The following is a 19,522-nucleotide window of genomic DNA, read 5'->3' as shown; positions in this document are numbered from 1 at the left end:
TTGCCCATGCTGGCGTTCCTGCTGGCGCTGGGCGCCGGGGCGTCGCTGCTGCCGATGCAGGCCCAGGCACAGGTCGCCTCCCTCAACGTCAGCAACGCCAATCATGCCGGTCAACTCGACGTGCCGCTCAACAAGAGCCAGGTGCTGACAGTCGACCGGCCCTTCGCCAAGGCGCTGGTCGGCAATGCGGAAATCGCCGATGTCCTGCCCATGACCAACCGTTCGGTCTATGTGCTGGGCAAGAAGATGGGCACGACCAGCCTGACCCTCTACGACAGCCGCAACATGATGATCGCGGTGGTCGACGTCGCCGTCGGACCGGATGTCGTGACGCTGAAGCGGCAATTGTCGGACCTGCTGCCCGGCCAGCCCATCGGCGCGCGCATATCCAATGACTCGGTGGTGCTAACCGGCACCGTGTCCAGCGCGGCGGCGGTCGACCGGGCGGTGCAGATCGCCAAGACCTATGCCGGGGACAAGGTCGTCAACATGATGTCCGTCGGCGCGGCGCAGCAGGTGATGCTGGAGGTGCGCTTCTCCGAAATGTCGCGGGGTGCTGCCAAGCAGTTCGGCATCAACACCGCCTTCCTGTCCGACAGCGGCAGGGTTGTGGGCGGCATCGGCAATGCGGCGCAATCCTCCGCGATCCTTTCCGACACCAATGGCCGTCCCATCGTGGACCTGAGCAAGATCCTGGACAGCTTCGGCATCGGCGCCGCGAATTATTCCGTGGGCAGCCTCAACATCACCACCGCGCTGGACGCGCTGGAGCGCAAGGGCGTTGTGACGACGCTGGCGGAACCGACGCTGGTGGCGCTTTCGGGCGAGACGGCGTCCTTCCTCGCGGGCGGCGAGTTCCCGATCCCGGTGTCGCAGGGCAATATCGGCGGAAGCGGCGGCGGCAATGGCGGCAACGCCATCACCATCGAATTCAAGCCCTTCGGCGTCAGCCTGGGCTTCACGCCGACGGTGCTGGAGGACGGCATCATCAATCTGGTGGTGGAACCGGAGGTCAGTTCCATCGATCCTTCGGCTTCGGTGACGATCAACGGCCTCACCATTCCGGGCCTGCAAACGCGCCGGGCGAGCACCACGCTGGAATTGCGCGACGGGCAGTCCTTCGCCCTGGCCGGGCTGTTGCGCAAGGATTTTCAGGACACGGTGCGGCAGTTCCCGATCCTGGGCTCCATCCCGATCATCGGCGCGCTGTTCCGGTCCAGCGGTTTCCAGAAGAATGAGAGCGAACTGGTCATCATCGTGACGCCGCGCCTGGTGAAGCCGATGCGGGCTGAGGATGTCGTCTTGCCGACCGACCGCGTGAAGCCGCCGCATGAACTGGACCTTTTCCTGATGGGACGGACGGACAAGGCTGTGGGCATCAACCCGCTGGATCCCAACGCGATGCCTCCGGAAGCGCCCAAGAATGCGCCGGCCCCGGCCAAGGAAGCGCCCGCTTCGGGCAAGGCGCCCAGCGGATATGAATTGTGAGCAGGAGGCCGACGATGCGCGTTGTTTATATTGGAAGCGCCCTGATGTTGCCGCTGCTGGCGGGCTGCACGGCGAACGACCCGACCTTCGGCGGCGCGGTGCGCAGCAATTACGCGATGCAGGTGATCAATCCTGATCCGCAATATGAAGGCGCGCTGGTGGAGGGCGGCGACGGTCAGCGCTCAGCCGCGGCTGTGGAACGCTATCGCACCGACAAGGTGAAGAAACCGAAGTCGATCCGCACGACCAGCGGCACCGGCGGCGGTTCCGGTAGTGGAAGCAATTGATTCGGAGGAGCAGTGAAAATCATGTCTGCCCGGCGGGGAAGTTTGTTGCAGGCTACTGGAGGTGCGGTGGCGCCTACGGTCGCGCTGTCGCTTTTTGCGCTGATAGCGGCAGGGGGTATCGCATTTGATTATGCACGATTGGCAGCAATGGACACGGAACTGCAAAATGCAGCAGATCAGGCCGCTCTGGCGGCGGTAACTCAGCTTGACGGAAAAGAGGATGCCATCGAGCGAGCGACAAAAGCGGCACAGGATCTGATTACCAACAGGACACGTTTTTCGAATGACGGCAGCGATGCTGGAACTGCCGTCACAGTGCCGACCCTGGAGTTTTTTGAAAGCTATGATCAAGCGGCGGATGATTTTGTCGGCGAAATAGATCCTGGCGACGAGGATGCTGATGAAAATGCCCGCGTCGTTAAGGTCACTGTTGCCGGCCGGGAAGCATTTTATGCCCTGACGCCTATCGTGGCGGCGATTCGCTCCGGTCTGGTTTCCAGAACTGCAACCGCTGGACTTGGTCGTGCTATCTGCAAAGTGCCACCCTTGATGATTTGCAATCCCAAGTCTGGAACGGAATTCAATGCCGAAGACCCAGTAACTGGATTTGGCGCATTGAGAGGCGTAGGTATTAAGGTCGTAGGCCAGTCAGGTAGCTCATGGTCGCCGGGAAATTTCGGCTTTCTCGACGTAGGGCAGGATGACGTAGGTGCTCCAGATTTGCTGTCGGCTCTAGCATATCAGAATCCAACGCTCGAATGTCTTAATCTTGAGACAAACGGCGTGGATCCTGGTGTTACCGCGCCGGCGTTTGATGCTATCAACACCCGCTTCGACATTTATAATTTCGGTAGCGGTGGTGGCTCAACGCTAGGTGCCTGCTTCAACGGATCGTGTCCCGCTGCATCGAATGTAGTCAAGGATTTGGTTCGGCCATCAGGTGCAGATAATTCCAAAAACGGATGCAAGTTGCATAATCAAGGCTGGCAACTTCCGACACATCAGTTTTCACCAAAAGTTTACAATATAAGCCAGAATGCGACGACCACTATGGATTCGGATGGCTCGATAGATGCAATGGGTCTGCCGAGGGATAATTGCCACTATACCAGCTACGGTCACGCTTGCCCGGGTTCAGACGAAAATGCCCAGCGGATAGGGGACGGTAATTGGGCGCGACAGGATTATTTTACCAAGTACCATAACACTACTCGGCCAACTAATTGGCAAACGATCACTCGATACGAAACGTATCGTTGGGAGCAGAAATCTGCCACACCAAGTAACCTGCCGAACAATGTTAGCGCCGGTGGAACCTTACGCCAATATGGCGCTCCCCAATGTTCGACCGGTGCGTTGGATACGGATAGAGACAGGCGACTTCTTACCGTCGCAGTTGTCGACAATTGCGCCGAACTCACGGGAAATTCCAAACCTGCCAAAATTAGTAAGTGGGTAGATATGTTTTTGGTTGAACCCGCATTTGATCGTGGAAATGGCGTAAATGGAACCGAGATATACCTTGAAGTCGTTTCCAATAATAAGGTCTCTGGTAATGAAAGTACGGGCGCGCAGGTAATTCGCCGCGATGTTCCGTACCTGATTCGGTAGCTCTATGCTATTTCGTTTGCTTATGGCACCGGTCTTCTGTCGGAGAGGCGCTGCCGCTGCCGAAATGGCTCTAGTTACGCCATTTCTCATCATCCTTATGTTCGGTGCATTTGAACTAGGAAACTATTTTCTAAGCGAGCACGTGGTAGTCAAAGCCGTACGAGACGGTGTTCGCTATGCTTCACGAATGAATCTTGCCAAATATAATTGCACCTCGGCGTCCACTGATAATCCGCTGACTGATACAGTGATGGAGGACCAAATTCAAAATTTGGTTCGCACCGGGATCATTAATAGCGATGGAGAAGCCAGATTACGCGGGTGGACGGATGCAACAGCAATTGATGTTGGTTATGACTGTATTGCAGTAGGCAATGTTGACCCTCCATATGGCGGAATTTATACAGGGCTTAATTATGTTCCGGTTGTTCACGTCAAAGTGAATGAACTCGATTATGTTTCATTATTCAATAATTTGGGTTTCACAAGTTCGACCATTAAGTTGAATGCTGAAGCTCAATCTGCGGTAATGGGCATATGATGCGGATAGTATCCCGTATTGCTCTTGACCGGCGAGCCAGTTCGGCCGCGGAGTTTGCACTGGTTTTGCCGCTGCTGTTGATTTTCCTTTTAGGGATGCTCGATGTCGGTCGGCTGATGTGGACATGGAACAGAGCAGAAAAGGCGACCCAAGCGGGGGTTCGATATGCTGTTGTGACCAAGTTTATCTCCGATGGGTTATTTGATTATCCCTTTACTACAAAGGGTGGGGTTGGTCAGGGAAATGCGGTCCCTAACCTTGTTTTCGATCATCTGATTTGTACGCAGGATAATAATTGCTCGGATTGTACAGGGACTGTCTGTGAAGACATGGAGCCTTCGCTAGACACAACTGCATTCGACGATTTGGTCGCGAGAATGCACGATATGCTTCCCCAGATTGGTTCTGAGAACGTGGAGGTCGAATATCGGAATGTGGGTTTAGGTTTTGCTGGTGATCCTAACGGCTCAGGCGTCGCACCTTTAGTAACCGTCAAGCTACAAAATCTTAGCTTCACTCCTATCACATTCATGCTTTTTAACGGTAGCATTACCCTTCCGAGCTTCAGCGCCGCCCTTACTATGGAAGACGGCCAAGGCTCCAAATGGTCCAAATCAAATTGAGGGACAAGATCGTGGGCATCGTGACGAACGCAGCGGAACCCGCCGAGAGCTGGACCCTCAATATCGGGGATGAGGGCCTTCATCTCATCCTGTCGGAGCAGGAGGTGCAGGCGTCCGACATATTGGGGGACCGCCTGACCGGCCAGTCGCTCACCCTCTCCATGCTCGCCGCCGGCGCGCCCGTGCCGCCGCAACTGGCCGCCGATGCCAAAGCGATCATCATAGAGGTTCAGCCCGACAATGACGCATCCATGGCGCGGCTGGCCGGGTTGCGCGCCGCCAATCCGAAGCTGATGCTGGTGGCGGCGGTGCGCGATGCGCAGATCGCGGTCGTGCGCGCCCTGCTGCGCAGCGGGATCAACGACGTCATCGAACTGCCGCTGCGCGCCCATGACCTGGCGGCGATATTGGACGATCTGCGCAGCCGCATCGCGGCCAGCCGCCAGGACGACGTCAGGACCGGCCAGATCGTTTCCATCATCAAAAGCGTCGGCGGCGTCGGCGCGACGACCATCGCGACGCAGGCGGCGAGTCTTCACGCCCGCTCAAAAAAGCAGGGCGGCGGCGAAGTCTGCCTGTTCGACTTCGACATACAGTTCGGCAATGCCGGCACCTTCCTGGGGATTTCCTCGCCCCTGACACTGGCGGACCTTCTCAACGCGGGCAGCCGCGTCGACAATGAGCTGTTGCGGACCGTCACCGTGGAAACTTCGACCGGCCTCAGGGTCGTGACCGCGCCGGCGGACATCATGCCGATCGAGGCGGTAAACGCCGATCAGGTCTTCCGCATCGTCGAACTGGCGCAGCGCAGTTTCGATACGGTCTATCTGGACCTGCCGGGCAACTGGACCAACTGGTCGATGTCGCTTGTGGCGCGTTCGCAGGTCGTGTTTCTGGTGTGCGAACTCACCATCGCCAGCTTGCGGCAGGCGCGCCGTCAGATTTCGCTGCTCCGCGATCAGGACATCGATCCCGCGCGCATCCATGTCGTCGCCAACCGCGTGGAGAAGAAATTCTTCCGCGCCATCGGTCTGGAGGATGCGGCGGCGGCGCTGGATCATCCGGTGAAGCTCAGCATCGCCAACGATTTCCCGCTGGTCAGCTCGGCGCTGGACCAGGGCGTATTGATCCAGGAGCTGAAGGCGCGCAGCCGCATCTGCAAGGATATGCAGGACATCGTCGATTGCTGCATCCAGGCTGCTGAGGCCGAAGGTCAGGCGGAGAAAGGCTGATGTGGCAGATCCGAAAAGGCGAACGCGGCGACCCTAGGGACGAGGTGGGACCGGTAGAGACCGAGGCCGCCCATCTGGAGGAGGACCGGCATACCGAACTCAAGGTGGCGCTGCACCAGAAGCTGATCGACATCATCAATCTTTCCGCGCTGGAAACCATGTCGCGGGCGCAGGTGGAAGCCGAAGTGGGCGAGATCGTCCATGAGCAGCTCGCGCTGCAGAAGCATGCCCTCAATCTGGAAGAGCGCCGCCGGCTGGTGTCGGACATATTGGATGAGCTGCTGGGACTGGGGCCGCTTGAGCCGCTGCTCAAGGACCATAGCATCACCGACATATTGGTGAACGGGCACAAGATCGTCTTCGTGGAGCGCAACGGCCGGCTGGTCGAAACCGCGACCCGGTTCAAGGATGAGAAGCATCTTCTGCGCATCATCCAGAAAATCGTGGCGGCGGTGGGACGGCGGATCGACGAATCCTCCCCCTTTGTCGACGCGCGCCTTGCGGATGGCTCCCGCGTCAATGCCGTGGTTCCGCCGCTGGCCATCGATGGATCGCTGCTTTCCATCCGCAAGTTCGCCAAGGTGCCGATCAGCATGGCGCGCCTCACCGAACTGGGCAGCGTGCCCGCGCCGATGGCGCAGGTTCTCTCCGCGGTGGTGGCGGCGCGGCGCAACGTGCTGATTTCCGGCGGCACGGGTTCGGGCAAGACGACCCTGCTCAACGCCATGTCCGCCGCCATCGACGAGCATGAGCGCATTGTCACCATCGAGGATTCGGCCGAACTGCAATTGCAGCAGCGCCACGTCGCGCGGCTGGAAACCCGTCCCGCCAATATCGAGGGCAAGGGAGAAGTCACGCAGCGCGACCTGGTGAAGAATGCGCTGCGCATGCGGCCCGACCGCATCATCGTCGGCGAAGTCCGCGCCGGGGAGGCGTTCGACATGCTCCAGGCGATGAACACCGGCCATGACGGATCGATGACGACCGTGCACGCCAACACGCCGCGCGACGCGCTGTCCCGCGTGGAGCAGATGATCGGCATGAGCGGCATCGACATTTCGCCGCGTTCCGCCCGCGCCCAGATCGCTTCGGCGCTGAACGTGATCGTGCAGGTGGGGCGCCTTGCCGACGGGCGCCGCCGCCTGCTCAGCCTGTCGGAAATCACCGGCATGGAGGGGGAGGTCATCACCATGCAGGAAATCTTCCGCTTCAAGATGACCGGCCGCGATGAGAACAACATGGTGCGCGGCCATTTCGAGGCGACCGGCATCCGACCCAAATTCATGGGGGAACTGGCCGACCGGGGCATCGCCCTGCCGGCCGAACTGTTCCGTCCCGATGCGGTGATCCACTGATGAACCCGCTCTACATCCGCGTCTTCGTCCTCGTCCTGCTGTTCGCGGCGGTGATCCTGACGATCGAGGGCATTGCAGGCTGGCTTCGCGCCCGCGCCACGACCGATCGCGTGGTGAACCGGCGGTTGAAGATGATCGCCGCGGGTTTCGAGCGCAGCACGGTCCTTTCCAAGCTGCGGCGGAGCGACGAGGCGGTGAGCTTCGACCGCTCCTCCCTGTTCGGACGGGCGGGGCTGGGGGTGATGCGGGTGCTGCACGGCGCCGGCCTGACCTTCCCGGCGCGCACGGTGCTGACGCTGATGCTGATCGCGACCAGCGCGCTGTTCCTGCTGGTGATGGTGGGCGGAATGGCGGCGGGCTATGCCCTGACCGCGGGTATGTTCGTGATGGCGCTGGCCTTTGCGGGCGCGCTGGGCATTGCGTTGCCGATGATGGTGCTGACGCGCCTCGCCCAGCGGCGACGCAAGAAGATGGAGGAGCAGTTTCCCGTGGCGCTGGACACCTTCGTCCGCGGCCTGCGCGCCGGGCATCCCATTGCCGCCGCGCTGGACCTTTTGACCAAGGAGATGCGCGATCCGATCGGCAGCGAATTCGGCATCGTCGTCGATGAAGTCACCTATGGCGCCGACCTGCGCGACGCGTTGCAGCGCATGGCCGAACGATGGGACATGAACGAGATGCACATGTTCGTCATCTCCCTGTCGGTGCAGAGCGAGACGGGGGGCAATCTTGCGGAGATCCTTGAAAATCTCTCGACCGTGATCCGCGAGCGGGCGAGCCTGTTCATGAAGGTCCGGGCGCTCAGTTCCGGAGGGCGGATGACGGCGGTGATGCTGACCGCCTTGCCGATCCTGGCCTTTGTCGGCCTGTTCCTGGTCAATCCGGCCTTTTATCTGGACGTCGCGCAGGACAGCATGTTCATCATCGGCTTTGTCGGCTTGATCGTCCTCTACCTGATCGGCTTCTTCACGATACGCCGCATGGTCGACCTGAAGGTATGATGCGATGCTGAATTCCGCGTTCTTGATCCAGTTGCGGCCGTTCATTCTCGGCTTTCTGTTCATCGCCATCGTCGCGCTGGTCTTCGGCCTGTCGGAAGTCGTGATGCGCAACGCGCGGGTGCGCAGCCGGCTCGACCTGGTGGGAGAAAGCGGGGCGTCCCAGAATGGCAGCCAGACGCTGCGCGGCGAACGCAACAGCAGCGAGTGGAAGAAGCTGGTCGACCGCATCGAGAAGATGGGGGTTTCGCTGGTCGACACGAACAATGTGGACCTGCGCCGGCGCCTGATCGCGGCCGGCTATATGTCGCCGGAAGCGCCAAAGCTGTTCACTCTCTTTCGCCTTGTGCTGACCTTTGCCCTGCCCGCGATATTCGTGATCACATCGCTCGGCAATCCGGAACCGCCCACTGCGCTCACCCTCTATATGGTCGCATCGCTGCTGGCGGTCCTGGGGCTTTACATGCCCAACCTCTTTATTTCGGCCAAGGCTTCGCGGCGGCAGGAAGAAATCGTCCACGGCTTTCCCGATGCGCTGGACCTGATGCTGGTCTGCGTCGAGGCGGGCCTGGGCCTGGAGGCGGCGATGGATCGCGTCGGCCGGGAACTGGCGCTGTCCCATCCGCTGGTGTCGGCGGCGCTGGGCAAGGTCGTTCTGGAACTGCGCGCGGGGCGCAGCCGGCAGGACGCCTTGCGGCGCATGGCCGACGATGTCGACGTGGATGAGATACGCTCCTTCGCGACGCTGCTGATCCAGTCCGATCAACTGGGATCGAGCATCGGGCAGACCCTGCGCGTCTACGCCGCGGAGATGCGCGAAAAGCGGCGGATGCGGGCCGAAGAGAAGGCGCATCGCCTGCCGGTGCTGCTGTCGGTGCCGCTGGTCGCCTGCATGCTGCCGGTGATGATCGGCGTGCTGATGCTGCCGGCGGTGGTGCGGGTTGTGCGCGACATCCTGCCGGTCATGACTCGTTAGGAAAGGGGGAGGGGGGACCATGAACAAAGGGGCAGTGGCAGTCGCTCTCATCATTGCGACGACGGCGTGCAGCGGGCCGCAAAAGGGCGTGCTTTCGATCAGGCCGGTCGATCGGCAGCCCGCCGCGCCGGCGCAGGATGCGCTGGCGCGGGGCGACCTCTTGTTTTCGCGGGGGGAATATGCGCTGGCGCTGGACGCCTTCCGCCGCGCCGTGCGCAACGATCCGACCGATGCGCATGGCCTGAACGGCGTCGCGATCAGCTATGCGGCCATGGGGCGGCACGATCTGGCGCGGGAGTTTTTCGAACTGGCGCTGTCGCGAGCGCCGGAGGATGCGCGCATCGCCCGCAACTTCGCGCGGAGCCTGTCGGCGCAAGGCCTGAACGGCGAGGCCGACGCGCTGCTTGCCCAGTCGGGCGGAGCGCCGGCGGGTGCGCCCGTCGCCGCTCGCCCGACCTTGGCGCAACTGGCGTCGGCCGTTTCGGCCGGACGCCCGGCGCCGATGGCCGGGATGGAACTGGAGCGCGTTTCGCTGGGCGAGGTGCGGTTGCGGACGATGGAGGCGGGGGCGTCCGCGCCCCGCGCCAATCCGCAACTGACAACCCGGATCGTCACCGTGGCCGAAACGCAGGCCCGGCCCGAACTGATGGCGCCGATCATCACCGTCGGCACGCCGGATGCGAAGGCTCCGCCGGAATTCGCGGCGGGCGAAGAAACAAGGCCCGCTCACGACGGGCTGTTCGAACGGCTGTGGAAAAGCATGGCGCGGCCCGCCCGGAAGGGGACGCGGGGATGATCTGGGCGCTGCTTCTGGCGACCGCCGCGCCGACCGCCGGGGCGATGCCGTCCTCGCTGGATTATGCGCGGCTGGTGGAAGAGGCCATGGACGGCGGGCGGATCATCCAGGCGCAAGCGATGCTGGGCCAGTGGCGCGCCGCCGCGCAACCGGACGACCGGCAGGCGATGGAAATGGCGGATGCGCGCATGGCGCTGGAAAAGCGGCGCGATGAGGAAGCGCTGGCGCGTTTCGCCGCGCTGGAGCAAGGCGGCCTCAGGGATTGCCGCGTCGGGGAGGGCAGGGGGATCGCGCTGCTGCGCCTCGGCCGCGCGCAGGAGGCGCTGGAGCCGTTGCGCCGGGCCGTGGCCGATTGCGCGGGGCGCTGGCGCTCGTGGAACGCGCTCGGCGTGGCCTATGACCAGGCGGAGTCCTGGGCGCTCAGCAACGCCGCTTATGAACGGGCGTTCCAGCTCACCGACAAGCCTTCCCAGGTTCTCAACAATTACGGACTGTCGCTGCTCAAGCAGGGCAAGGCCGGCAAGGCCGCGACGATCTTCGACAAAGCGCGCGAAAGCGCCCCGGACGATGCGCGGATCATCGCCAACGGCGACACGGCCTATGTCATGGCGGGACGGGACATCAGCCGCCGGCCCGCCGACACCGCCGACGAATGGGCGCGCCGGCTCAGCAATGCCGGACAGGCGGCGATGCGGATGGGCGATCTGCCGAAGGCGCAGGCCTATCTCAGCCGCGCCGTGAGCGAGGCCGACAGCTTCGTGCCCGAAGCCGCGGCCGCGTTGGACAGCATGAAGGCTGCGGGGAAATGATGAAGGATCTGGTTCTGCTTGCCGTTTCGCTCGTCCTCGTCGCGGCGGCGGTGGAGGATATGGCCCGGCTGCGCATATCCAATATCTTCCCCCTGTTGGTCATCGGGCTTTATGCGGCCTGGGTCGCTGTGGTGGGGTGGGAAAATGACATCTGGCGTAACGGCACCGTTTTCCTGGGCATGTTTGCACTTGGATGCGGCCTGTTCGCCATGCGCGCCATGGGCGGCGGCGACGTCAAGCTGATGAGCGCCTGCGCGCTGTGGTTCGACTGGGCGGGCGCGGTTCCGTGGCTGGTCTATGTCACGGTGGGCGGCGGCGTGCTGGCGCTGGTGCTGATGGCCGGCCGGCGGCTGGTGCCGCAAAGCGTGCGGGAAGGCTCGTCCATCGCGCTGTTCGACAAGAAGGGGCCGATCCCCTACGGCGTTGCGATCGCGCTGGGGACGATCATGGCGCTCTATATGGCCGGGCCGAATCCCAGCGGAATCGCCCATATGCCCGATTTCGTCCAAGGCCTGCGCCAGAGATAAGGCTGTCTTGATTTCGGCCAGTTTGCCCCACCGTCACCCCGGGCTTGACCCGGGGTCCCGCTGCCTTGGACGAGGTGCAGTGTAGAGGGAAAAGCGGAACCCCCGATCAAGCCTGTCCTGAGCTTGTCGAAGGGTCCGGGGTGACGAACAGGGGAACGTCCGCTTCCAACCATCATCCACCACAGCCCCTTTAATGCTCCACCCCCATGGCGGGCATTTCGCTGTCCATCGACATCATCATGATGATCAGTTCAGAGCGCGACTTGATGTTGAGCTTCTGGAAGATGCTGTGCAGGTGCACCTTCACGGTGCCTTCTGTCAGCCCGCACCGGCTCGCTATCTCCCGGTTGCGAAGGCCTGCGCGGATCAGACCGGCGATCTCCAATTCCCGTTCCGTCAGCGCCGCGAGCGCATTGGCCTCGCTGGCGGGCGCGGAAATGCTGTGCACCAGCGCCTGCTCCATGACGAAGGGGGCGATGCTCTTGTTGCCGCTCATGACCTGCTGGATGCAGCTCAGCAGTTCGTTGGGGTCGCTGTCCTTCAGCACGACGCCGTCAACGCCCAGCTTGATCGCTTCCAGCGTCTGTTCCGGGCGGATATGCACGGTCATGAAGATGACCGGCACCGTGCTGCCGCTGCCCCTTATGGCTGACAGGATCGCCAGGCCGCCGCCGCTTTTCATGCTGACGTCCAGGATCAGCAGGTCGGGTTCCTCCGCCTGCATCCGTTCCAGCGCCTCTTCTACCGACCGGGCGCAAAATAATATGTCATGGCCGTGGGAGGTCAGGAACTGGGCCATGCCGTCCAGGAAGATCGGATGATCGTCGACTATCGCTATCTGGGCCATCATATGGGAGACCTTGGTAGAGAGGAGGGTAATCTGATCGAAATCAGCGAGTTCATGCTGAGATTGTGAAAATACGCCGTTCCGCCGATCTTGCCCAGTCGCTTCATGATCGATTGCGACTGGAGTTCGAAGTCGCCGGTATAGTTTTCGCGGGCGACCGCCTGCGGTCCGGGATTGTCCTTCAACGCGATCAATATTTCATCGTCGACCTGCGCGATGGATACGGTGATGTGGCGCGCATTGGCGTGCTTGACCGCATTGGCGGCGGCTTCGCGGATCAGATATTCGATCTCCGCCGCGGTTTCCGCCGATACTGTCATGGGGCGTTCGACCAGGTGCAGGCGGCAATCGATCGCCCATTGCAGCGCGATGAAGCGGCAGCAGCGTTCGACTTCGCGGCCCAGGTCGACGTCGGTCTCGGCCGACACCGGGCTTTGCTGGCTGAGCAGCCGGCGCAGATGCGCCTGTTCCGCCGTCACCAGTTCCTCCATCGACTTGAGTTCCGTCAACTGGTCCGGAACGGCGGCGTCCGACAGGCCGTGGATCGTGGTCGCCAGCCGGACGCGCAGCGCCGCCAGCGTCTGGAGCACGCTGTCGTGCAGGTCGCGGCTCAGCGCCTGGCGCGCCTCGGCGAAGGTGCGCTGGCGCCAGGCGAGGAAGAAGAAATGCCGCTCCAGGAAAAGGTCGATCCCCTCCTGTATGCGCAGGCATCGCAACAGCACGGCGGGCGACCAGCCATGGCTGGTCCCGATGAACAGCCGCCCGCGCAGTTCGCCCGCCTGGATGTGGATGCTGGCGCCCTGGCCGGGGCCGAACACGTCCGATATGCTGTCGGTCAGGTCCGCCGCGCGCTCGTTCCGCAATATGCCCAGGCGGCTGCGCAGCAACAGCCGCGGCGACTGGGTCGAATAGAGGAAGGGCGCCTCCCGCGGCGTCACGTTCGACAGGCCGTCGATCTGCTTCTGCGGCAGGATGACATGCCGCACGCCATCGGCGTCGCACAGTTCGCAATGGACGTCGGTGTCGTCCATCATCTCCCACACGAACGCGCAATAGCGGGAGTTCATCAATTGGGAGACTTGCTCGACCAGGAATTGCGCCAGCGACTTCTGGAAGGACAGGCCGACGCCCTGCAACCGTTCCGACCAGCTTATCAGTCGCCGTTCCAGGATGTTCATGCTCAACATCGATGCCGCGATGACGCAGCCGATGACGATGGTCAGGCTGTCCGTGGCGCGGTCCACCGCCGGCACATGGCGGACCGAAGCCCAGCTTTCATAATAGCCGCGCGCGATGAAGGCGAAGATCAGGCACACCCCCAGGATGAGGACGGCCCCGCGCCCGAACCGATCGGACGCCGACCATGCGACGAAGAACAGGCATCCCAGCGCCGCGATCTGCAACGGTTCGCACAGCACGATGACCGTCAGGAAGGCGATCAGGTCGAATATCAGGAAAATCGGGCGAAGCAGCAGGCCGAGCGGCGGCGTCAGCGAATTCTGCGCGATGCTGATCGCCGTCCACGTCCACACGGCAGCCTTCAGCAGCAAGGCCGTATGGGCGAAATCCGGTTCGTTGCTGAACATCGCGTCGACCTGCCAGGTCGCGGCAGCCGAAAAGGCGACGCGGGATATGGCAAAACCCAGCGTCGGCGAACGTCCCAGCCAAAGCACCAGGCGATCCATCGCGGAAGATGACGCCAAGGGCATGTGATACATGGCGAAATTTGTCCCCCGACAAGTCCCCATCGATAATTGTGCGCATGACCTGATGGAAAAGCAACCTATATCGAAAGGGCCGCAGGGCCTTGCGCGGCGATTTTGCGCGATTTCGGGACAGTCCGGCTGCGAGCGGACATGGATGGCGCGCCGGGCCGTTGGCCGATATGAAAGGGGCATGGCGACGCTGATCACCCCGGCCCTGGTCTGCGCGCTGCGCCCACATGGCGAACATGGGGCGATCGCGCGTCTTCTGACTCCTGGCCATGGCCTGCTCGCCGGCTATGTGCGGGGCGGGCGCTCGCGCCGGTTGCGCCCCGTGCTGTTGCCGGGCAATGCCGTGAAGGCCGAGTTCCGCGCCCGGACGGAGGAGCAACTGGCCGGACTGACCGTCGAACTGGAGCACAGCCGCGCCCCGCTCCTGGCGGAGCCGTTGCCGGCGGCGGCGATCGATTGGGCCTGCGCGCTCACTGCGGTCGCCTTGCCGGAAGGGACGCCCTATCCCGCGCTCCATCAGGCGCTGGACGGCGTGCTGGGCGCGGTGGAGGCGGCGCCGGCGGCGCGGGGCTGGGCCACGGCGCTGATCCGTTACGAATTGCTGCTGCTGGCGGAACTGGGCTTCGGGCTGGACCTTGGCCGTTGCGCGGCGACCGGCGGTAATGACGATCTGGCCTATGTCTCCCCGCGCAGCGCGGCGGCGGTCAGCCGGGCGGGCGCCGTCGGCTATGAGGACCGGCTGCTGCCCTTGCCCGCTTTCCTGCTGGAGGGCGGGGCAGGGGAATGGCCCGCCATATTGGACGGCTTGCGGCTGACCGGCTTCTTCCTCGAACGCTCCGTCCTCACCGATTGGCGCGTCGATGTGCTGGCGGCGCGGGAGCGGCTGGTGGACAGGCTCAAAAGAGCGGTCGCCTAAACGCTTGCGCTGGCGGCGGCGGCTTCATAAGGGGCGGCGACGCGTTTGAAGGAGTTGCCCCATGTTGATCGCCCTGTTTCCCGGAGACGGTATCGGTCCAGAGATCGTCGCCCAGGCGAAGCGCGTGCTGGACGCGCTGGCGATCCCCGGCATCCGCTATGAGGAAGGGCTGGTCGGCGGCGCGGCCTACAAGGCGGTGGGCCATCCGCTGCCGCCCGAAACGCTGGAACTGGCGAAGCGCGCCGACGCGATCCTGTTCGGCGCGGTGGGCGATCCGGATTGCGACTCGCTGGAACGGCACCTGCGCCCGGAACAGGCGATACTGGGCCTGCGCAAGGAACTGGGCCTCTTCTCCAACCTGCGCCCGGCCAAGGTCTTCCCCGAACTGGCCGACGCCTCCGCGCTCAAGCAGGAGGTGGCGAGCGCCATCGACCTGCTGATCGTGCGCGAGACCAACGGCGACGTCTATTTCGGCGAAAAGGGCATGCGCAAGACGCCGGAGGGTCTGCGCGAAGGCTATGACATCATGTGCTATAATGAGGAGCAGGTGCGCAAGATCGCGCATCAGGGCTTCCAGGCGGCGCGCGCCCGCCGGGGCAAGCTTTGCTCGGTGGACAAGGCCAATGTGCTGGAGACGAGCCAGCTCTGGCGCGACGTGGTGATAGAGGTGTCGGCGGACTATCCTGACGTCGCATTGAGCCACATGTATGTCGACAATGCCGCGATGCAGTTGGTGCGCAATCCCGGCCAGTTCGACGTCATCGTCACCGGCAACATGTTCGGCGACATCCTGTCCGACCAGGCGAGCATGTGCGTGGGTTCCATCGGCATGCTGGCGTCGGCCACGCTCAACGACAGCAACCAGGGCCTGTACGAGCCGATCCACGGCTCCGCGCCGGACATCGCCGGGCAGGGCAAGGCCAATCCGCTGGCAACGGTCCTGTCGGCGGGCATGATGCTGCGTTACTCGCTGAACCTGCCGGAACAGGCCGACCGTATCGAGGCCGCCGTCGCCAAGGCGCTGGCCGATGGGGCGCGCAGCTTCGATCTGGGCGGGACGATGAACACGGTCGAAATGGGCGACGCCGTGCTGGCCGCGCTCAACTGAGGGTAGGAATATGAAGCGCAAGAGCGGGCAGAATCCCGAAATCACCCGGAACTGGCGTCCCGCGACGCTTGCCGTGCGCGGCGGCAGCGCCCGCACCGAATATGGCGAGACGTCGGAGGCGCTGTTCCTGACCAGCGGCTACAGCTACGACCGGGCGGAGGATGCCGCGGCGCGCTTCGCGGGCGAGCAGCAGGGCATGACCTATTCGCGCCTCCAAAACCCCACGGTGGAGATGCTGGAGCAGCGCATCGCGCTGCTGGAGGGCGCGGAGGCCTGCCGCGCTACCGCGACCGGCATGGCGGCGATGACGGCGGCGCTGCTCTGCCAGTTGTCGGCAGGCGACCATGTGGTGGCGGGCAAGGCGTTGTTCGGCTCCTGCCGCTGGCTGACCGACACGCTGCTGCCCAAGTTCGGGATCGAGACGACGACGGTCGATGCGACCGATAATGTCGCCTGGGAAGCGGCGATCTGTCCCAACACCAAGGTCTTCTTCTTCGAGACCCCGGCCAATCCGACGATGGACGTTGCGGATCTGGCCACCATCTGCGGCATCGCGAAGGCGCATGGCATCGTCAGCGTCGTCGACAACGCCTTCGCCACGCCCGCGCTCCAGCGGCCGATGGAGTTCGGCGCGGACGTGGTGGCCTATAGCGCGACCAAGATGATGGACGGGCAGGGCCGCGTCCTCGCAGGCGCGATCTGCGGCACGGAGGATTTCATCCTCAACACGCTGCTCCCCTTCCACCGCAATACCGGGCCGACGCTGAGCGCGTTCAACGCCTGGGTGGTGCTGAAGGGGCTGGAGACGCTGGACCTGCGCATCCGCCGCCAGAGCGAGAATGCGCTGAAGGTCGCGAAATTCCTGGAAGGCCGCGTGGCGAAGGTGCTCTATCCGGGCCTGGAAAGCCACCCGCAGCACGCCCTTGCCGCCAGGCAGATGGAGATGGCCGGTCCCATCTTCTCCCTCTATGTCGGCGGCGGCCGGGCGGAGGCGCATGGCCTGCTCAACGGCCTGGAACTGGTCGACATCAGCAACAATATCGGCGATTCGCGCTCGCTGATGACGCACCCCGCCTCCACCACCCATTATGGCATGGCGGAAGCGGCGCGGCTGGAGGTCGGCATAACGGAGGATATGCTGCGCCTCAATGTCGGCCTGGAAGACCCGGACGACGTGATCGGGGATCTGGATCGCGCCCTCAAGTCGATAGGCCGTTGACGGGGCAGGGGTGAAAGGCGCATTTCTTAAGCCGTGAACGCACTTTTCCCCTTCCACGCGACGACGCGCGACATCAACGTGCACGTCGCCGTCACCTTCCTGCCCGAACAGTCGGAACCGGACCGGGGCCGATGGTTCTGGGCCTATCATATCCGCATAGAGAATGACGGGGATCAGCCGGTGCAACTGCTCACCCGCCACTGGATCATCACCGACGGGCGGGGCGCGCAGCATCGGGTCGACGGAGACGGCGTCGTGGGGGAACAGCCGGTGGTGCAGCCGGGCAAGAGCTATGACTATGTGTCGGGCTGCCCGCTCAACACGCCGACCGGCTCCATGAAGGGCCATTATCACATGATCGGCGCCAGCGGCGAGACGTTCGACATCGCCATCCCTCACTTCGCGCTGATCGCGCCCGCGGTGGCCGAATGAAGCGTACCCATTTGCCGCTCAACGGCCTGCGCGTGCTGGATGCGGCGGCGCGGCATCTGTCCTTCACCCGCGCCGCGGACGAGCTGGCGGTGACGCCCGCCGCCGTGGGGCAACAGATACGCGCGCTGGAGGATCTGCTGGGCGTCGTCCTCTTCCGCCGCACGCCCAAGGGTCTGGAACTGACGCCGGAAACGGAGGCGGGCCTCGCCGCCCTGCGCGCCGGTTTCCTGGAGTTCGAGGAAGCTGTGCGCGCCATGCAGGCGGGCCAGTCCAGCAGCTCGCTCACCATCGCCGCGCCCCGCGACATCACCGCCAAATGGCTCCAGCCGCGCCTGGCGGGCTATGCCGCCAGCCAGCCCGACCTGAAGTTCGCGCTGGTCGCGGCGGACGAGACTCTGGATTTCACCGAGGCCAATCTGGATATAGCCCTGCGCCTTGCCGAAGGGCCGGGCGAGAATGAGGGCATCAAGCTGGGCGAAGCCTCCTTCGTCACTGTGGAAGCGGCCGAAGGCGGCCCCGACCACCACATCGAATGGCCCGGCTGCCCCAAGGGAGACGCGCCCGCGACGATCCGCGTGGCCGATGCGGGGCTGGCGATCGAGGCGGCGGCCAACGGCTTCGGCCATGCCTGCGTGCCCTTCCTGCTGGCGCAGGCGGATATTGCAGCGGGACGGGTCCGGCAAGTGGGCGACGCCGCGCCTTCGCCGCTGGCCTATTGGCTGATCGCGCCTTTGCCGCAATGGCGGCAGAAGAAGGTCAAGGCGCTGGTCGAGGCGCTGACGGGATAGGGTTCCGCCATGGCTTGCGGGTCCGTCAGACCGCCCGATTGGGGTGGAGAGCTGTCATTCCCCTATTCGTCACCCCGGACTTGATCCGGGGTCCCGCTGCCTTGGACGRGGCGGGCACTCAGAAAGGAAAGCGGGACCCCGGATCAAGTCCGGGGTGACGGGAAACTGATGACGGGAATTGGCCAAAACTTCCCCCCATTCCACATCTACCCGCCCCCACGCCACTTGCACTTTCTTAATCCTCTCGCGCATAGCCTGTACCGGTAGGGCTTAGCGCGGAGAGGATGGGCGATGACCGGCGGCAGGACGGGCTGGATATTGCGGAGCGCCTTGCTGCTCTGCCTGACGCCGCCCTTGCATGCCCAGGCGCCCTATGTGCCCGACGTCACCGAGGCGCGGGAAAAGGAATGGCGCAAGCTGGTGGCGGCGTCCCAGGCGGCCTATGCATCGGGCAAGCCGGCGGACGGCATCGATCCGGCGCGCAAGGGGCTGACGCTGGCGGACGATCTGTTCGGCCCGGACGATCCCCGCACGCTGATTTCCGCCAACGACCTGGCGCTGCATCTGGAATCGACCGGCCATTACCGGGAGGCGGAAGGCCTGTATCGGCGCGTCTTCGACAGCTATTTGCGGACGCGGGGGGAGGATGATCCCAATAGCCAGCTTGCCCTGGAAAATCTGGTCGATTTCTATGTGGCGCGCAATCGCCCTGACGCGGCGGGGCCGCTGGCCGATTATGCGCTGCGCAGCTTCCGGCGGACCACCGGCGCGGGCAGCGCGCGCAGCCAGCGCATGGAACGGATCGTCGCCGCCATGCCGAAACTGGCTACATCCGCGCCGCCGCCGTCCCCTCCCGAAGCGGTGCGGCAAGAGGATGATGTGGAAAAAATGCCGCCTCCCGCAATGGAATCGACAGACGAAAACCGCCCTTGATCGCGGATATCCTTGCTTTTTCTTGCCCGGTCTCGAAAAATTAACCTTGGATATAAGTCGTCGGGACAATTGATTAAAATAATGCGGCGGTTATTCGTGATTCTCGTCGGAGGGGGTTGATTTTCCATAGCTTATCGCCGGTCGCAGGCTGGCCGGACGAAGCCGGGGAAAGGAAAGCACGGCTCCGCACGATAAGCCTATGGGTCGCAATTCGGACGGGCGGCTGGCTGAACAAGCCGGTCGCCCGTTTCCCCATGCCTCTTGTCGCATTTCATTTCCATCGACGCGGTTCGGATGAACCGGCAGGCAGTCGACTCGTCC

At 63.4% G+C, this 19,522-nt stretch carries 20 protein-coding genes; 18 read left to right on the top strand and 2 right to left on the bottom strand.

Annotated elements, in window-relative coordinates; translation table 11 throughout:
• The first annotated feature begins 6 nt into the window (after positions 1-6).
• From L286_RS29450 to L286_RS29410, 12 genes are all read left to right on the top strand, one after another.
• A complete protein-coding gene (locus L286_RS29450) occupies positions 7-1,488 on the top strand; it encodes a type II and III secretion system protein family protein (RefSeq protein ID WP_020821142.1) in 1,482 nt (493 codons plus the stop codon).
• A 14-nt stretch (positions 1,489-1,502) separates the two neighbouring features.
• Complete coding sequence (locus L286_RS29445; protein ID WP_020821143.1) at positions 1,503-1,775, top strand: hypothetical protein; 273 nt, start codon at positions 1,503-1,505, stop codon at positions 1,773-1,775.
• Between the two features lie 66 nt (positions 1,776-1,841).
• The gene (locus tag L286_RS47825) at positions 1,842-3,386 is read left to right on the top strand and encodes a pilus assembly protein TadG-related protein (protein WP_157838171.1); all 1,545 of its coding nucleotides are present in this window, start codon (positions 1,842-1,844) and stop codon (positions 3,384-3,386) included.
• Positions 3,387-3,390: 4 nt separating this feature from the next.
• A complete protein-coding gene (locus L286_RS47820) occupies positions 3,391-3,927 on the top strand; it encodes a TadE/TadG family type IV pilus assembly protein (protein WP_084498501.1) in 537 nt (178 codons plus the stop codon).
• Positions 3,924-4,550, top strand: coding sequence for a TadE/TadG family type IV pilus assembly protein (locus L286_RS47815; RefSeq protein ID WP_084498500.1), 627 nt, complete (start codon positions 3,924-3,926; stop codon positions 4,548-4,550). Before L286_RS47820 ends, L286_RS47815 begins: the two co-directional genes overlap by 4 nt.
• Positions 4,532-5,782 (top strand): AAA family ATPase, encoded by a 1,251-nt coding sequence (locus L286_RS29440; RefSeq protein ID WP_020821144.1) that lies wholly within the window; start codon positions 4,532-4,534, stop codon positions 5,780-5,782. The genes L286_RS47815 and L286_RS29440 overlap by 19 nt, the downstream gene beginning before the upstream one ends.
• Positions 5,782-7,137: a CpaF family protein gene (locus tag L286_RS29435; protein WP_020821145.1), complete on the top strand. Its 1,356-nt coding sequence runs from the start codon at positions 5,782-5,784 to the stop codon at positions 7,135-7,137. Before L286_RS29440 ends, L286_RS29435 begins: the two co-directional genes overlap by 1 nt.
• Positions 7,137-8,138 carry a type II secretion system F family protein gene (locus tag L286_RS29430; RefSeq protein WP_021223142.1) on the top strand — a complete coding sequence of 334 codons (1,002 nt, stop codon included), beginning with the start codon at positions 7,137-7,139 and terminating at the stop codon, positions 8,136-8,138. The genes L286_RS29435 and L286_RS29430 overlap by 1 nt, the downstream gene beginning before the upstream one ends.
• A gap of 4 nt (positions 8,139-8,142) precedes the next feature.
• Positions 8,143-9,111 carry a type II secretion system F family protein gene (locus tag L286_RS29425; protein WP_020821146.1) on the top strand — a complete coding sequence of 323 codons (969 nt, stop codon included), beginning with the start codon at positions 8,143-8,145 and terminating at the stop codon, positions 9,109-9,111.
• Between the two features lie 19 nt (positions 9,112-9,130).
• Entirely contained in the window at positions 9,131-9,907 is a 777-nt protein-coding gene (locus L286_RS29420; protein ID WP_021223141.1) for a tetratricopeptide repeat protein, read from the top strand.
• Entirely contained in the window at positions 9,904-10,716 is an 813-nt protein-coding gene (locus tag L286_RS29415) for a tetratricopeptide repeat protein (RefSeq protein ID WP_021223140.1), read from the top strand. Before L286_RS29420 ends, L286_RS29415 begins: the two co-directional genes overlap by 4 nt.
• Positions 10,713-11,243 (top strand): A24 family peptidase, encoded by a 531-nt coding sequence (locus L286_RS29410; protein ID WP_007685431.1) that lies wholly within the window; start codon positions 10,713-10,715, stop codon positions 11,241-11,243. The genes L286_RS29415 and L286_RS29410 overlap by 4 nt, the downstream gene beginning before the upstream one ends.
• A 190-nt stretch (positions 11,244-11,433) precedes the next feature.
• Here L286_RS29410 and L286_RS29405 read toward each other — a convergent pair whose 3' ends face one another.
• Together L286_RS29405 and L286_RS29400 are read right to left on the bottom strand one after the other, a co-directional pair.
• On the bottom strand, positions 11,434-12,093 hold the full coding sequence (locus L286_RS29405) for a response regulator (protein WP_007685429.1): 660 nt from the start codon (positions 12,091-12,093) through the stop codon (positions 11,434-11,436).
• Entirely contained in the window at positions 12,090-13,763 is a 1,674-nt protein-coding gene (locus tag L286_RS29400) for a sensor histidine kinase (RefSeq protein WP_013040498.1), read from the bottom strand. Before L286_RS29400 ends, L286_RS29405 begins: the two co-directional genes overlap by 4 nt.
• 223 nt (positions 13,764-13,986) lie before the next feature.
• On the opposite strand from L286_RS29400, the gene recO reads away from it, so the two are divergent.
• The 6 genes from recO to L286_RS29370 all read left to right on the top strand — a co-directional run bounded on the left by recO (position 13,987) and on the right by L286_RS29370 (position 19,201).
• Entirely contained in the window at positions 13,987-14,721 is a 735-nt protein-coding gene (recO, locus tag L286_RS29395) for a DNA repair protein RecO (RefSeq protein WP_025160879.1), read from the top strand.
• 61 nt (positions 14,722-14,782) lie between these two features.
• The gene (gene leuB, locus L286_RS29390; RefSeq protein ID WP_020821151.1) at positions 14,783-15,829 is read left to right on the top strand and encodes a 3-isopropylmalate dehydrogenase; all 1,047 of its coding nucleotides are present in this window, start codon (positions 14,783-14,785) and stop codon (positions 15,827-15,829) included.
• A 10-nt stretch (positions 15,830-15,839) separates the two neighbouring features.
• A complete protein-coding gene (locus tag L286_RS29385) occupies positions 15,840-17,048 on the top strand; it encodes a trans-sulfuration enzyme family protein (protein WP_020821152.1) in 1,209 nt (402 codons plus the stop codon).
• A 33-nt stretch (positions 17,049-17,081) separates the two neighbouring features.
• The gene (gene apaG / locus L286_RS29380) at positions 17,082-17,480 is read left to right on the top strand and encodes a Co2+/Mg2+ efflux protein ApaG (protein WP_007685418.1); all 399 of its coding nucleotides are present in this window, start codon (positions 17,082-17,084) and stop codon (positions 17,478-17,480) included.
• On the top strand, positions 17,477-18,268 hold the full coding sequence (locus L286_RS29375; RefSeq protein ID WP_021223138.1) for a LysR family transcriptional regulator: 792 nt from the start codon (positions 17,477-17,479) through the stop codon (positions 18,266-18,268). Before apaG ends, L286_RS29375 begins: the two co-directional genes overlap by 4 nt.
• A gap of 291 nt (positions 18,269-18,559) precedes the next feature.
• Positions 18,560-19,201 (top strand): tetratricopeptide repeat protein, encoded by a 642-nt coding sequence (locus L286_RS29370; RefSeq protein ID WP_020821154.1) that lies wholly within the window; start codon positions 18,560-18,562, stop codon positions 19,199-19,201.
• Positions 19,202-19,522: the final 321 nt, after the last annotated feature.

The organism is Sphingobium sp. HDIP04 (genome assembly GCF_000445085.1).
Lineage (GTDB): Bacteria > Pseudomonadota > Alphaproteobacteria > Sphingomonadales > Sphingomonadaceae > Sphingobium > Sphingobium indicum.
Note: the sequence above shows the minus strand (reverse complement) of the source record. Positions and strands in the feature narration are given on the sequence as shown.